Below are 14833 nucleotides of genomic sequence, written 5' to 3'. Positions count from 1 at the left end.
CGCCGGCGGCGGCGTCCCGCCCCCGGCTACCGCTCGGGCTGGTACCGGCCGGTGAGCCGGCCCAGCTTCAGCGCCAGGTGCAGGCACAGCCGCTCGTTGCCGTCCTTGAGGTCGGTCTCGGCGAGCAGCTCCACCCGTTGCAGCCGGTAGTACAGCGTCGTGCGGTGCAGCCGGAGCCGTTCGGCGGTGGCGTGGGCGTTGCCCGCCAGGTCCAGGTAGACCTCCAGGGTCTCCAGCAGCACCTGGTGCGCCTCGTCGCCGAGCAGCCGGCCCAGCCCCGGGTGCACCCGGGCGACATCGAGGTGGCGGGCGTCCACGCCGGACAGCAGCCGGTAGATGCCCAGGTCGGCCCAGGGCACGACCGGGCCCAGGGCGGGCAGTTGCACGCCCACCCGGGCCGCCTGGAACGCCTCCTGGTAGGACAGGAGGCTGTCGTACAGCCGGGGCCGGCCGTCGCCGACCCCGAGCACCGTTCTGCTCACCGACGCCAGCCCCCGGGTCGCCGCGCGCAGGGACTGGTCCAGGTGCGCGGCGGCTTCCTCGGCCGCCACCCGGCCGGTGGCCCGCCCGCCGCAGAGCAGCAGCACCCCGTGGTCGTGCCGGACCAGGTGCAGGGTCTCGCGGGAACCGACCCACTGCCGGGTGGCGACCAGCGCGTGCTCGAGGGCGACCCGGGCCGCGTCGTCCAGCACGTCGTCCCGGGTCACCGCGAGCTGGGCGACCAGCGCGGTGACCTGGCCGTCGCGGGCCACCACGCCGTCGGTCAGCAGCGAGCGGACGGCCTCCCGCCGGGCCTCCGGGGACTCCACCAGCAGGGTACGGGTGGCTTCCGCCTCCCGCTGCGAGGTCAGCTCGCCCAGCAGGTTCTCCCGGTAGAGGGCCAGCGACAGGTCCGGCATCGCCTCGGTCACCACCGAGATGTCCTCGTCGGTCATCCCGTCGACCGCGTCGATGAACCAGACGAAGCCCAGCAGCAGGTCCTGGTGCCGGATCGGCACGCAGACCCGGGGGAGCAGGTCCAGGTCCGGCCGGGCCGGGGTGCGGACCGGCTGCCGGGCCTGCATGATGCCGATCTCCCGGGCCCAGGCGATCACCTCCGGCGTGGTGTGCCGGCGCAGGATCGAGCTGCGGCGCACCCCGTCGATCAGTCCGGTGTGTTCGCTGTAGACGACGACGCGCTGGCGCCGGTCCTCGATGAGTGCCGGTCGCTTCACCCGCGCCGCGACCCGGTCGACGATGCGTTGCAGCTCCATGCGCATGCGCTTCCCCCGGACCGGCCCGGGTCCGGCGGGGTCCCCGCACGGTGTGGGCCGGATGTGTGCTGGTTGGACCCTGGGCCTACCTTCCGATGATGGTGGCGGGCGCGCAATACCCCCGCGACAGCCGTACCCGGTCCGCGTGGAGCGGTTCCGGCATCTGTCGGAAGACCGCGGCCCGGGACGGCCCTAACGTGTGCGGGGCCGGGTCCGCCGAGAAGGGAAACCGTCGTGGCCGCAACCAGGCCCTGGCAGGGCGTCGTCGTCGCCCTTCCCACACCGTTCCGGAGCGACCTCTCCGTCGACTTCGACCGGTTCCAGGAGCACGTACGGTGGCTGGGCGACTCCGGCTGCCGGGGCGTGGCCCCGTGCGGCCCGCTGGGGGAGTACCCGGCCCTGTCCGAGGGGGAGCGCGCCGACGTGGTCCGCGCCGCCGTCGAAGCGGCGCCGCCGGGCTGCGCGGTGCTGCCGGCCGTCGGGGGGTACGGCAGCCGCCAGGCGCGCCACTGGGCCGAGCAGGCGCGGGTCGCCGGGGCGCAGGCGGTGCTCGCCCCGCCACCGGTCGGCTACCCGGGCGGGCCCGCCGAGGTGGTCGCCCACTATCGCGAGGTGGCCGCCGTCGGGCTGCCGGTGGTGGTGTGCCGCGATCCGGCCGAGGCCACGGTGGACCTCACCCCGGACCTGCTCGCCCGGGTCGCCGAGACCGACGGCGTGGTGGCGGTACGCGAGGACGACGTCCGCCGGCTGCACCGGGTCCGCGAGCTCTGCCCTCACCTCGACGTGCTGGCCGGCGCCGACGACGTGCTGCTGGAGCTGACGGTGTGTGGCGCGACCGGGTGGCTCGCCCGCTGCCCCAACGTCCTGCCCGGGCTCTGCCTGCGCCTGCACCGGCTCTGCGCCGCCCGCGACCTGGCTGCCGGGCTGCCGCTCTACGCCCGGTTGCACCCCCTGCTCGGCTGGGGCGCCCGCACCGAGGGGGTGCAGGCCGTGAAGCTGGCCATGGGGCTGGCCGGCCGGTACGGCGGCCCGTGCCGGCCGCCCCGCGGCGCGCTGCTCCCGGAACTGGAGGAGCGGCTCTGCCGGGACCTGCGACGGGCCGAGCGGGCCGACGCCGGGCCGGTGCCCACGGCGTGACGTCCTGCACGTGTCGGAAGTCGCCGGCCCACCTGCCGACATCTGCACGGTGACCGCCGCGCCGGCCGCCTCCTAGGGTCGGGATCGGGCGTGATCAATGCGGACGGTGAGCGCCCCTGATCGCCCCGCCCCCAGCCCCCGACCTGAGAGGTGACTCGATGCACCTTCTGCCCACCAGGCGTGCGGTGTGGCGCTCGGTGCTGGCCGCCGCCGTCACGACCGTCCTGGTCGCGACCGGCGCCGCCGGGCCGGCCTCCGCCGCACCGGGCGCCCCGCCGGACGCCCCCGCCCCGTTCCAGCCGCTCGACCCCCAGCGCTGGCAGAACCCCGACACGATGACCTGGGACGACTACCGGCAGGTGCCGAACCGGAACTGGGCCGACCCGACTGTGCGCGGCTCGGTCCGCAACTTCAAGATCGCGCTGGTCACGCTGGACTACGTGGACCAGCCGTTCGTCATCACCCAGCCGGCCGGCTCGACGGTCTTCGGCAACCCGCAGGCGACCGCCGCGAACGTGCCCCGCAACCAGGTCGCGGGGTTCTACACCGACTTCCTGAACAAGCCCGGCGACCTCAACCGGGGACACACCCTGCACGAGTACTGGATGCAGGACTCCAACGGCCGATACGGGGTGGACCTGACCGGCTTCGGCCCCTACGAGATGCCCTCGAAGTCCTACCAGTACGGCATCGACAACCGCTTCAACCCCGGCGCCTGCCCCTCCGGCGAGACCTGCAACCGGAACATCCGCACCGACGGGCTGGGCGCCTGGCGCGCGGCGGTCGGCGACGCGGTGGCCGACAGCTTCGAGCTGGTCTTCATCCTCTCGGCCGGCCAGGACGAGTCGTCCACCTGGCAGGAGTTCGGCCAGATGATGTTCCAGACCAAGGAGGACGTGCCGGACGCGTGGGGCCCGCCGGACCCCGCCCTGCCCAACTACGCGAGCACCCGGTACGTCGAGTGGAGCTCGTGGAAGGCGGCCGCCAGCATCTGGCCGAACGCCGGCGGCGGCTCGTCCACACAGGCCGAGAGCTCCGGCATGGGCGTGTACGCCCACGAGCTGAGCCACCTGCTCAGCATCGCGGACAACTACAACAACCCGTACGGCACGCCGTTGCAGCGCGCGTACACCGGCATCTGGAGCATGATGTCGCGCGGATCCTTCAACGGGCCGGGCGGGCCGCACACCCGCTGGCAGATCCCGCCGGTCAACGGCGGCTCGATGGGGTCACTGCACACGGTGCGGGACAAGCTGAAGATCGGGCTGCTCGGTGAGGAGCACGTGCTGCGGCTGTCCCGCGAGGGGCTGGCCGCCTCGGGGATGGTGGTCGCCGACGTGACCGCCCGCGCCGTCGACGCCGGACCGGGCGGGCTGACCGGCCTCAACATCGCGATGAACGAGGACCGCTCGCCGAAGTGCGTCGTCAGCACCGACCCGCTCTGCGACGGTGGCAAGTACAACAACTACACGGTCGAGGTCGTCGACCGGATGGGCGCGGACTCGTTCACCCCGGACAGCGGCGTGCTGATCAGCAAGACCAAGAACGCCGACAGCGCGCCGTTCGTGTGGGTGGTCGACGCGAACCCGCAGGACATCGACATGGTGGACTTCTACCAGCCGAACGGCACCCCGCAGAAGATCACCATGGGTGACTACCGGCAGCTGTCCGACGCGCTGTTCCACGCCGGGGCCAACTCCGGCAGCGAGTACGAGTACGTGGACAAGGCCAACCGGCTGCACTTCTACGTGCTCAACCTGCGCCGGGACGGCGACGGGGTGCTGTCCTACACGGTGGCCGTCCGGTCGCTGGACGGCGCCGGGCCGAGCGCGCACGGGGTGGCGCTGTCCAAGGGCCACCTGGTGACCCGGGGAGAGCCCACCGGCAAGGGCGCGACCTGCACCTTCGACCTGACCAACACCGGGACGTACGTGGCCGACGGGCAGCCGCACCCGGAGGACGCCGGCGCGTACCTGAAGTCGGACGTCTACCGGCTCTCGGCGACCGTCGGCGGCGAGGGCTGGCGGGTGGAACTGCCCAACGAGCTGGCCACCGCCGAGTTCGGGGCCAGCACCCCGGTTGCCGTCTCGGTCGGGGCCGGCTCCGACGCGACCGCGACCACCCTGGTGACGCTCACCGCCACCTCGGAGAGCGACCCGAGCAGGACCGTCACCAGCCAGTGCCGGGTCGAACGGCCCCGGGCGCTGCTCGGCTGACCCGCACCCGGGGCGGTGCGGACCGTGTGCCGCACCGCCCCGGGCACCGACCCCGACGACCAGGAGGACAGATGCGTCGCCTGCTGGCAGCGCTGGTGCTGCCGTCGCTGCTCACCGGCGCGCTCACCGCGTGCGGTGACGGCGAGGAGGCCCGGTCGGCGATGACCGTGCGGGTGCTCGTCCGGGACATCAACATCCGGCCGGCGGGCGTCGAGTGCGCGGGCACCGGCCCCTACACCCACTTCCACAACCGGGCGCCGTTCCAGGTGGTCGACCCGGCCGGCCGGACGCTCGCCGAGGGCTCGCTCTCCCCGGGCCGGTCGGTGGCGACCTTCGCCGAGGACCTGGAGGTGCCGCGCGTGCCGACGTACTGCGAGTTCGCCGTGCCGGTCGAGCTGGCCGCGCGGGACGCCTATCGGCTGGTCGTCGACGGCCACCCGCCGGTCGACCTCACCCCGAACGACAGCGAGGGACCCGCGCTGGTCGCGGTGGTGCCGTCGTGACCCGGGCGTACGCCGTCCGCCTGACCGCCGTCGCGCTGGCGCTGGCGGGGGTGTTCGCCGCGACCGCATGCTCCGGCGGCGACGACGCGCCCGCCCGGCCCGAGCCGGTCGCCGGTGGGGCCGCGGCGCTGCCGGGTCCCGCGCCGGCGGGTCTCGCGCTGCGACCGGCGCCGTCCGGGGCGCCCGGCGCGCCGGCCGTCACCGGCGCGCTCACCGACGGCAGCCCGGTGGCCCTCGCCGAACTCTGGGCCGACCGGCCGGTCGTGCTGGTCTTCTTCACCACCTGGTGCACGCTCTGCGCCGACCGTCAGGCGGCCCTGAGCGAGCTGGCCCGCCGCCATCGGGACGAGGTCGTCTTTGTCGGGGTGGCCACCGAGGACAAGCCCGAGGACGTCCAGCGCTACCTGCGGGAGCACCGGGTCGGGTACCCGGTCGCGCTCGACGCCGACGGGCTGATCTGGCGCTCGTACGCGGTCCGCGAGCCCCCGGCCGTGGTGGTCGTCGCCAAGGGCGGTGCGCTGCTGCGGGGCTGGCCGGGCGGCGTGGACGCGGCCACCCTTGACGCCGAACTGCGCAGGCTCGTGCTCGCGGGCTGACCGGCGGGTCAGTCCGGCGCGGCCGGCCGGCGCTTCTGGGGATACGGGGTCTCGCCCCGGGCGAGCATCTCGACGAACTCGGCCAGTCGCCGCGCCCGGGTCTCCGCCCGCCGGGCGGCGCCGAGCCGGTAAATGATCGCGTACCGGTTCTGCGCCGTGAGCACGTCGAACATCGCCCGGGCCCGGGCGTTGCCGGCGAGCGCGGCGACCAGGTCGTCCGGCACCTCGGCGGTGGCCTGCCCGGCGTACGCGGCGTCCCAGCGGCCGTCGGCCCGGGCCCGTTCCACCTCGGCGAGCCCGGGCGGCCGCATGCGGCCCTCCTCGACCAGCCGGGCGACGATCCCGACGTTCCGCGCCGACCAGGGGCTGCGCGCCCGCCGCGGGGTGAACCGCTGGCGGTAGGTGGCCTCGTCCCGGCGCCGCACCTGGCCGTCGATCCAGCCGTGGCACAGCGCCTCGTCGAGGGCCTGGTCGTAGGTGAGGGTGGTGGGCCCGGCGGCGCCCCGCTTGGCCAGCACCAGCCACACGCCGACCGGGTCGTCGTGATGGGTGGCGAGCCAGTCCCGCCAGGCGTCCGCGTCGGGCACCACCAGCTCCGGCGGTTCCTGCGCCATCGGCTCCTCCTCCGCTCAGCGGGGCAGCCAGGCCGGCGGGTCGCCGCCCCACCGCGTCGGCGGGCTCGCCCAGGTACGCGGACCGCCGGGCAGGGTGACCGGAGGCAGCGCGTACCGGAGGCGCCCCGCGGGGCTGTCCCGCTCGGCGCACCAGGGGTCCGGGTCCGGCGGGGCGGCGGCCTGGACCGCCCCGGCCGGCAGCTCGTGCCGCAGCCACCGGGCGGTACGCGCCAGCGACAGCTCGGCGGTCCAGGCGCCCCCGTCGCCGGCGCGCAGCGCCAGCGCCCGCAGCACCGCCGCGGCGAGCAGGTAGCCGGTGCCGTGGTCGAGCGCCTGGGCGGGCAGCACGCCCGGCGTGCCGTCGGGCCGCCGCTCGATCTCGGCGATGCCGGTGGCGGCCTGGACCAGGCTGTCGAAGCTGCGTCGCCCCGCCCACGGGCCGGTGCCGCCCCAGGCCGACAGTCGCGCCACCACCAGGTCGGGGCGGTGCCGGCGCAGCGTCTCGGGGGAGAGGCCCCACCGGTCCAGCGCCCCCGGCCGGTAGCCGGTGACCACCACGTCGGCGTCGGCGAGCAGCGCCGTGAACCGGGCCCGGTCGGCGTCCCGGCCCAGGTCGAGCAGGGTGGACCGCTTGCCCGCGTCGGTGTCCAGGTGCTGCGGCTCCAGCTCGGGCAGCCGCGGGGAGTCGACGCGCAGCACGTCGGCGCCGAGCAGGGCGAGGAACCGGGTGGCCACCGGACCGGCGATCACCCGGGTCAGGTCGAGCACGCGTACCCCGGCGGCGGGCAGCCCGGCCGGCGCGGCGGACACCGGGCGGGCCGCCGCGGGGGCGTCGGCCCGGAGCCGGACCAGGGGTTCCGCCGCGACGGCCGCGGCCTGCGGGTGCGCGTCCCATCCGGCCGGCGTGCGGGCGGCCACGGCGAGGCCGTCGGCCGCGGTCACCCGCTGTTCGACCTCGGCCGCCGGGCGGGCACCGATCCGCTCGCCGACCGTCGCCACCAGGGCCTCGTCGTCGGGGTGCGCCGGGTCGAGGTCGAGCGCGGTCAGCAGTCGCCGCCGGTGGTGCGGGTAGTTGGCGTGGGTGCGGACCCAGCCGTCGGCGGCCGGCCAGAACCGGGACAGCGGGGCGAAGCCGCTGAACGCCTGCCCGTCCACCCGCAGGTGCCGCTCGCTGGTGAAGGCGACCGCCACGGCGCGGCTGTCCACGGTCAGCGGGCCGTCCGTTCCGGCGCCGCGGGCCCGGGCCAGCTCCAGCGCGGCCAGTCCGGCGGCGGCGACGCACGCCACGGCCAGGTCGGTGACCGGCAGCCGGGCCGGCAGCACCCCGGCGGGGCCGGCCGGCCGCACCGCCTCGGCGTCGGCCGGGTCACCGCCGAGCGCGGCCCAGGCCGACCCGATCGCGTCCGTCCTCTCGTTCTCCACGCCGCCGATCATCGCACCGCCGGCGGCGGCCCGGCGCTCACCGCGGTCGCCGGGTCTTCGACGGCGACAGGCTGGGCAGCGGGCTGAGCGAGGGGGAGATGGTCGGCCGCGAGGTCGGTCGCTCGCTCGGGGTGGGGCTGGGGCTCGGGCGCGACCGGGTCGCGCTCGGCGTCGGCCGCGCGGACGGGGTGGGCGAGGAGGTCGCCGGCGGCGTCGCCGGCGCGGTGGTCTCCGGGGCGTCGTTCGGGAACGCGGGATCCTGGAACCGGTACTTGTCCGGGTCGAGCTTCAACGCCGCGGTGGCCTGCTCCATGAACTGCCGCCAGATCGGCCCGGGCCCGGTGGAGCCGTACACCTCGTAGCTGGCGTCCTTCGTCTGCAGCGGCTTGCCGTCGGTGGTGCCCAGCCAGACGGCGGAGGCGAGCGCCCCGGTCCAGCCGACCATCCAGGTGTGCACGTTCTGGGTGGTGCTCTGCCCGGCCTGCCAGGTGCCGGTCTTGCCGGCCGAGTCCCAGCCGTTGTCGAGCTTGGCCGCCCGGACCCGGCGCAGCGTCCAGTCGAGCTGGTTGATCGCCTCCTGGTCGAGGCCGAGGTCGGTCTGCTTGAGCTGCTCGCTCCACACCTTCTCGTCGCCCTTGGTCACTGACCGGACGAAGTGCGCATCGGCACGCTTGCCGCCGGCCGCGAAGGTGGCCATCCCGTTGGCGTGGTCCAGCACGCTGATGCCGTACTGGCCGATGCCGACCTCGGTGGAGAAGCGCCCGGCCACCTCCTCGGCGGGCTTGTCCCGCAGGTCCACCCGCTGCGGCTGGGGGTTGCCCTTGACGGTCTCCCACATCGACTCCACCCCGGCCCGCTTCGCCATGTCGATGACCTTGGCGGTGCCGAGCTTCTCGGTCAGCTCGAAGTAGGTGACGTTCAGCGAGGCGACGGTCGCCTCCCAGAGCGCGCAGTTCGGCTGGCAGGGCGCGTGCTCGGCGTTGCGGATCGGGCCGGCCGGGCTGCCCTTGGTCCGCCCCGACTCGGGAAACTCCTTGGTGTCCGGCGAGTCGAAACGCTGCTTCACCGAGATCTCGTTCTCCACGGCGGCGGCCAGGTCGTACACCTTGAACGACGAGCCCGGCGGGTGCTGGCCGAACCCGCGGGCCTGGCCGTTCTCGTCGCGGTACCAGCCCGCGTAGTCGGCGCCGGAGCTCTTGTCACCGCCGTAGTAGCCGAGCACCCGGCCGGTGCCCGGCTCGACCGCGACCAGCGCGGCCTGCCAGTTCTTCCGCTGGCCGCGGACGGCTTCCGGGGCGGTGTCCCGGCGGATGTCGGCCGCCGCCTCGGCGGCGTCCTGCACCCGCTTGTCGATGGTCGTGACGATCCTGTAGCCGCCGTCCCGGATCACCTCGTCCGGCTTGCCGCGGAACGGCTCGGTCTCCCGCAGCTCGCTGAGCACGTGGTTGACCACCAGGCCGGTCGGGCGGTCCAGCCCGGAGCGGCCCGCGTCGGGGTCGATCGGCCGCACCGTGTCCGGGTACGCCAGGTTCGCCGCCTGCTCCGAGGTGAGGTAACCGAGCTTCACCATGCCGTCGCGGATGTAGTTCCAGCGGTCGATCGAGTTCTGCTTCGCGGTGGCGTTGCGCCGCGGATCGTAGCCGGGGGAGCCCTCGGGGTCGGCCGGGTCCGCCTCCGGCTGCTTCACCATGGCGCAGAGCACCATCGCCTCGGCCTGGGTGAGCTGCTGCTGCGGCGGGGCGTCCCGGCGCACCGTCTTGCCGAAGTAGGTCTGCGCGGCCGCCTCGATCCCGTACGCCCCCCGGCCAAACGGGACGGTGTTCAGGTAGAAGCCGAGGATCTCCTCCTTGCTGTACTTGTCATCGAGCTTCCAGGCGATGACCGCCTCGCGCAGCTTCCGCGAGTAGGTCACCCCGCGCAGGTCGGCGGCGACCCGCGCGTACTGCTGGGTCAGGGTGGAGGCGCCCTGCCGCTGCCCGCCGGTGACGTTCGCCCAGGCCGCCCGGAGCACGCCCTTGAAGTCCACGCCCTTGTTCGTCCAGAAGGTGCGGTCCTCGGCCGCCACGATGGCCTGCTTGGCCGAGTCGTTCATCTGGTCGTAGGGGACGATCGTGCGGTTCTCCGCGCCCAGCTTCGCCAGCGGCGTGCGGCCGTCGGCGTAGTAGACGGTGGTCGACTCCGGGAGTTTCAGGTCGGTCGGGGTCGGCACGCTGTCGAAGTAGTAGCCGCCGGCCACCAGGCCCGAGCCGGCCAGCAGCGCGAGCACCGCCAGGAAGATGAGCAGGCGGTGCCGCCGACGCCTCCGGCCCGGGGGCGGTGTCGCGTCGTCGTCGTTGTCACCGGTCTGAAGCATCCGCACCCGATACCCTCCGACTGCTCGGCCGAATCGTGTCCCTGCCCGGCTCGCAGGCTAGCGGAGCTGCGGCGACGGCACCGGGCGTCGCCGCCCTCCGGGTGGCCCTCGCCGCGCTGCGGCACGGCGGCCGCCAGCTCCGGCAGCCTGAGACATTGACAGTCGCGGCTGCTCCGGGGGAGGCTCTGACGAGCTGCGGGAACGCTCCCATCACCCGTTCCCCCGTCCATCAGGAGCAAAGACGTGGCCCTGACCCCCTTCCGGCGGCGCGCCCTGACCGGTCTCGCCGCCGTCGCCGCGACCGTCGCCGCGGCCGTACCGTTCTCGCCCGCACCGGCCGGCGCGGAGATCCGCGACGGCGTGACCTTCTACACCCCGCGGCCCGACCACGGGGCGGTGGCGCAGATCGCCGAACTGACCGCAGCCGGCCGGTACCAGGAGGCCGCCGGACTGCGCGCGATGATCCGTACGCCCCAGGCCGTCTGGGTGACCGGCGGCTCCGCCGCCGCGGTCAGCCGGACCGTCAACGCCGAGCTACGCCGCGCGGCCGCCAAGAAGACCGTGCCCGTGCTGGTCGCCTACAACATCCCGTTCCGCGACTGCGCGCAGTACTCGGCCGGCGGCGCCACCTCGGTGGCCGAGTACGAAGCGTGGATCGACGCCTTCGCCCGAGGCATCGGCGGTCACGAGGTGGCCGTCATGCTGGAGCCGGACGGCCTCGGCATCATCCCCTGGTACACCACCATCACCGGCAGCCAGGACTGGTGCCGCCCGGCCGAGGCGGATCCCGCGACCGCCGCCGCCGACCGCTTCGCCATGCTCAACTACGCCGTGGACAAGCTCAGCGCCCTGCCCCGCACCAGCGTCTACCTCGACGGCACGCACAGCGCGTGGCTCGGTGTCGGCGACGCCGCCGACCGGCTGGTCAAGGCGGGCGTCGTGAAGGCCGACGGCTTCTTCCTCAACGTCTCCAACTACGAGACCACCGAGCGCCAGCTCAAGTACGGCAACTGGATCTCCCGGTGCATCCACTACGGCACCGAGGGTCCCGAGTGGGCGCGCGGCCACTTCGACTGGTGCGCCAGCCAGTACTACCCGGCCGACCCGGCCGACTTCAGCACCTGGGGCCGCACCGACGCCTGGTACGCCGAGAACGTCGGCGACGTGCCGGCCGACCGGCTCGCCCACTTCGTGGTGGACACCAGCCGCAACGGGCAGGGGCCGTGGACGCCGCCGGCCGGGGTGAGCTGGCCGGACCCGCAGACCTGGTGCAACCCGCCGGACCGGGGGCTGGGCGCGCGTCCCACCACGGCCACCGGCGACCCGCTCGCCGACGCGTTCCTCTGGGTGAAGACCCCCGGCCAGTCCGACGGGCAGTGCGACCGGGGCACGGGCACCGGCCACGACCCGGCGCGCGGCGGTATCGCCGACCCGGCCGCCGGCGCCTGGTTCGACGAGCAGGCCCTCGAACTGGTCCGGTACGCCAACCCGCCGCTGCGCTGACCGTTCCGGGCCGGGGCGGCGATCGACCGCCCCGGCCCGGTCACCGGCGCCCCGACCTCAGCGCAGCGCCCACCCGGTGGCCCGGCCGTTTCGGGTCCGGCCGGCGAGCCGGCGGACCGGCCAGCGGACGTTGCCGCCGGACCGGCCGGCCCAGAACGGCGAGAGCCGCCACATCGGGTGGGTGGTGCTGTCGCCCGGCCCCGTGAAGGCCTCCCGGTCGGCGTACCCGTGCCGCCGGAACAGGTCCCGGTCGGTCTCGGTGAACGCCTCCGCGTACGTCGGCAGGCTCAGCGTGTCCATCCAGCGCTGCGCCCCGACGAGGACCGCGGCGGCCCGGCGCGCGGCCGTCGGGCCGGGTGCGGCCAGCAGCGCGAGGTGGTTGTGCGCCTCCGCGGGACGCTGGGCGGCGAGCGCCTCGTCGAGCTGGAGGAAGCGCTCCTCGTCCGGGCCGGCGGCCGCGGCCAGGCGGTCGGCGTACCGGTTGGGCGCCGGGATCGGCCGGTAGCGGTGGAACCACACCGTCGCCGCGGTGCCGTCCCGGAGCAGGAACGCGTCGCCGAAGAGCATGGCGTGCTCGGTCCAGATCCGGGCCACGGCGGCGAGCACGGCGGTGCGGCGTTGCGCGTCCGGGACGAGCCAGGCCGCGAGGGCGGTGGGGCAGATGGCCTCGGCGACGAGATCGGCGATCCGGCCGATGTCGCACCATCGGGCCCGGACGACGGGTGTAGCTGTGCTCATGAAGGAACTCCTGGTCACCAGGGTGATCGCGTAGGTGGAGGGCGCCGGGGTGGTCGTCGGCGGCGCCGGCCGCGAGCGGCCGTGCAACTACTCGCTGGAGGGACCCGGGGCGCGGTGCGGCAGGCCGCCACCGCGGGCCGGTCAGGCGGGCCGGGTGCCCGGGCGGGGCGTGCGGGACACCGGCGCCGGACCGTCGGCCGGGCGGTGGTGGCGCCCGCTCAGCGCCGGCGGGGCCCAGGTGGCGGCCCCGCTGACCGCGGCCTCGCCGGGGGCGCCACCGGCCGACCCGGCCGCGCCGCTGCCCGACGAGACCGGCGTGGCCGGGACGGGGGCCCGGTCCGTCCGGTCGGACCGGACCGGACGCGGCCGCTCGGTGCCGGCCGGCGACGGCGACGACGACGCGGGGGTGGCCTCCGACGGCTGATTCAGGGCCGCCCGGTGCGGGCCCGGCTGGAGGATGGTTCCTTCGGCGGTGGCCGGGGCCCCGGCGGCGTCGGCGCCACCGGCGGGCCCGTGCGGCGCCGGGCCACCGGTGTCGGCGCGGGGCGGGGTGCCGGGCGGGGTGCCGGGCGGGGTGGTCGGTGGGGGCGTCGCGGGCGGCGGCGTGGGCACCGGAGCGGCGGGTGGGTCCAGCAGGTCGGTCACCGGCGTGAGCGGCGTCAGCACGGGATCCAGCGGCTCGCGCACCGGCTTCAGGCCGCGCCACACGGGGGAGAGCGCCGGGGCGAGCGGCCTGGTGACCGGGGCGAGCGCGCCGGCCACCGGGGTGAGCAGCCCGGCGCCGACCGGCTCGGTGACCGGCGCGAGGGCGCCGGCGACGGGGGCGAGCAGCCCGTCGCGCAGCGGATCGGTGACTGGGCGGAGGCCGTGCGTCACCGGCGCGAGCACCCGGTCGCGCACCGGCGCGACGACCGTGTCGAGCCTGTCGGCGGCGCCGGGTCGTGGTGCCCGCCGCGCCGGCGTGGCGCGGTCGCGCCCCGGGTGGGCCGGTCGGCGCCCGTCGGCGCGGGTCGAGCCGGGCCGGGCGGCCCGAGCGGCGCGCCGGTCGTCCGGGCGGGTGACGGCTCGCTGGTCGGGTTTGGGGCGGGGCCGCTCCCGGGGCGGGACGGCCGGCTCGCTCGGGGCGGGCGGGGGGGCGGCCTCGGGCGGAACGGCGCCGGCGCCGTCGGACGAGGGGGGCGGCGTCACCGCGCCGAGGACCGGGTTCAGCACGTCGGTGAGCAGGTCGACGGCGGCGGTGAGCGGAGCGGCGGGCGGGCGCTCGGCGGCGTGGGCGGCGGTGCCGCCGGCGACCTCGTGCGCGCCCCAGGCCACGGCGACCCCGCCGAGCAGCAGACCGACGCGCAGCGCGACCCGCGTCAGCCGCCCGCCGCGTCGAGTCATCCCGGCACCCCTCCGATCCCCGGCCAGCGCCGGCGATCAACGCCCGTACTGTACCGAACGAAGTCGGTTGATCACAGCATGCCGCCGACCGGTATTCGCGCGCGTCGCGGCGCCGGCAGGCGTGGAAAATCCGGCGGTGGGGTACCACCGGGGCCATGAGCACGAGCACGGCCGACCGTCCCGACACTGACGCCCCCGCTCCGCCGGCCGGCGTGGTCGCGGTCGTCGCCCACCGGAAGAAGACGTTCGGCGGCGGTCTCGACGAGCTGCGCGCCGGCCTGGTCGCCGCCGGGGTCGGCCGGCTTCTCTGGTACGAGGTGCCGAAGAGCCGCAAGGCGCCGAAGAAGGTGCGCCGGGCGCTGGACAAGGGCGCCGAGCTGGTCCTGGTCTGGGGTGGCGACGGCATGGTGCAGCGGTGCGCCGACACCCTCGCCGGGTCGGACGTGCCGATGGGCATCCTGCCCGCCGGCACCGCGAACCTCTTCGCCACCAACCTGGGCATCCCCGCCGACCTGCCCGCGGCGCTCCGGATCGCCCTGTACGGCCGCCGCCGCGAGCTGGACCTGGGCCGGCTCAACGGGGAGCACTTCGCGGTGATGGCCGGCGCCGGGTTCGACGGCGACCTGATCCGCGACGCCGACCGCAAGCTCAAGGGCCGGCTCGGCCGGATCGCGTACGTCTGGACCGGGCTGCGGCACGTCCGCGGCGAGTGCGTACGCACCCGGATCAGGGTCGACGGCGCCGACTGGTTCGACGGCGAGGCGAGCTGCGTGCTCTTCGGCAACGTCGGCACCATCACCGGCGGCATCCCCGCCTTCGACGACGCCCGCCCCGACGACGGCGCGCTGGAGATCGGCGTCTCCACCGCCAGCGGCGCCGTGGACTGGGCCCGCACGCTGGGCCGGATGGCGGCCGGCCGGTCCGACGAGTCGCCCTTCGTCCGGATCACCCGGGGGCGGAAGGTGAGCGTCCGGTTCGCCGAGCCGAAGACCTACGAGCTGGACGGGGGCGCACGGGGCACGGCGAAGCGGCTGAAGGTGAAGGTGGTTCCCCGCGCGCTGACCGTCTGCTGCCCCGACCAGCCGCCGGAGTGACCCCGGCCGGCGCCGCCGCGA

At 75.6% G+C, this 14833-nt stretch carries 12 protein-coding genes; 6 read left to right on the top strand and 6 right to left on the bottom strand.

Annotated features, from left to right (window positions below):
- Positions 1 to 26 precede the first annotated feature (26 nt).
- Positions 27 to 1253, bottom strand: coding sequence for a PucR family transcriptional regulator (locus tag AC0OLQ_RS21150; RefSeq protein WP_484527671.1), 1227 nt, complete (start codon positions 1251 to 1253; stop codon positions 27 to 29).
- A gap of 234 nt (positions 1254 to 1487) precedes the next feature.
- On the opposite strand from AC0OLQ_RS21150, the gene AC0OLQ_RS21145 reads away from it, so the two are divergent.
- The 4 genes from AC0OLQ_RS21145 to AC0OLQ_RS21130 all read left to right on the top strand — a co-directional run bounded on the left by AC0OLQ_RS21145 (position 1488) and on the right by AC0OLQ_RS21130 (position 5705).
- Positions 1488 to 2390, top strand: a complete 903-nt coding sequence (locus tag AC0OLQ_RS21145; RefSeq protein WP_484527670.1) for a dihydrodipicolinate synthase family protein — start codon at positions 1488 to 1490, stop codon at positions 2388 to 2390.
- Between the two features lie 158 nt (positions 2391 to 2548).
- Positions 2549 to 4606 (top strand): M6 family metalloprotease domain-containing protein, encoded by a 2058-nt coding sequence (locus tag AC0OLQ_RS21140; protein WP_484527669.1) that lies wholly within the window; start codon positions 2549 to 2551, stop codon positions 4604 to 4606.
- Positions 4607 to 4677: 71 nt separating this feature from the next.
- Complete coding sequence (locus tag AC0OLQ_RS21135) at positions 4678 to 5109, top strand: hypothetical protein (protein ID WP_357342359.1); 432 nt, start codon at positions 4678 to 4680, stop codon at positions 5107 to 5109.
- Positions 5106 to 5705, top strand: a complete 600-nt coding sequence (locus AC0OLQ_RS21130) for a TlpA family protein disulfide reductase (protein WP_484527668.1) — start codon at positions 5106 to 5108, stop codon at positions 5703 to 5705. The genes AC0OLQ_RS21135 and AC0OLQ_RS21130 overlap by 4 nt, the downstream gene beginning before the upstream one ends.
- A gap of 8 nt (positions 5706 to 5713) precedes the next feature.
- Here AC0OLQ_RS21130 and AC0OLQ_RS21125 read toward each other — a convergent pair whose 3' ends face one another.
- Genes AC0OLQ_RS21125 through AC0OLQ_RS21115 form a run of 3 tightly spaced genes read right to left on the bottom strand, consistent with a single transcriptional unit; the run spans position 5714 to position 10094 of the window.
- Positions 5714 to 6319, bottom strand: a complete 606-nt coding sequence (locus tag AC0OLQ_RS21125) for a YdeI/OmpD-associated family protein (protein ID WP_357342354.1) — start codon at positions 6317 to 6319, stop codon at positions 5714 to 5716.
- A gap of 15 nt (positions 6320 to 6334) precedes the next feature.
- Complete coding sequence (locus AC0OLQ_RS21120; RefSeq protein ID WP_484527667.1) at positions 6335 to 7741, bottom strand: CoA transferase; 1407 nt, start codon at positions 7739 to 7741, stop codon at positions 6335 to 6337.
- A gap of 37 nt (positions 7742 to 7778) precedes the next feature.
- Positions 7779 to 10094 carry a transglycosylase domain-containing protein gene (locus AC0OLQ_RS21115; RefSeq protein ID WP_484527666.1) on the bottom strand — a complete coding sequence of 772 codons (2316 nt, stop codon included), beginning with the start codon at positions 10092 to 10094 and terminating at the stop codon, positions 7779 to 7781.
- A gap of 243 nt (positions 10095 to 10337) precedes the next feature.
- Between AC0OLQ_RS21115 and AC0OLQ_RS21110 the strand changes: the two genes are divergently transcribed.
- A complete protein-coding gene (locus AC0OLQ_RS21110) occupies positions 10338 to 11597 on the top strand; it encodes a glycoside hydrolase family 6 protein (protein WP_484527665.1) in 1260 nt (419 codons plus the stop codon).
- Between the two features lie 57 nt (positions 11598 to 11654).
- Here the strand turns inward: AC0OLQ_RS21110 and AC0OLQ_RS21105 are convergent, their stop codons facing one another.
- Both AC0OLQ_RS21105 and AC0OLQ_RS21100 read right to left on the bottom strand, forming a co-directional pair.
- Complete coding sequence (locus AC0OLQ_RS21105) at positions 11655 to 12335, bottom strand: hypothetical protein (protein ID WP_484527664.1); 681 nt, start codon at positions 12333 to 12335, stop codon at positions 11655 to 11657.
- Between the two features lie 141 nt (positions 12336 to 12476).
- The gene (locus AC0OLQ_RS21100) at positions 12477 to 13718 is read right to left on the bottom strand and encodes a hypothetical protein (protein WP_484527663.1); all 1242 of its coding nucleotides are present in this window, start codon (positions 13716 to 13718) and stop codon (positions 12477 to 12479) included.
- Between the two features lie 155 nt (positions 13719 to 13873).
- On the opposite strand from AC0OLQ_RS21100, the gene AC0OLQ_RS21095 reads away from it, so the two are divergent.
- Entirely contained in the window at positions 13874 to 14812 is a 939-nt protein-coding gene (locus AC0OLQ_RS21095; RefSeq protein WP_484527662.1) for a diacylglycerol/lipid kinase family protein, read from the top strand.
- Positions 14813 to 14833: the final 21 nt, after the last annotated feature.

It is taken from the genome of Micromonospora sp. Utrum1 (assembly GCF_057197805.1).
The sequence above is the reverse complement of the archived record's forward strand: the minus strand, read 5'-3'. Positions and strand labels throughout refer to the sequence as shown.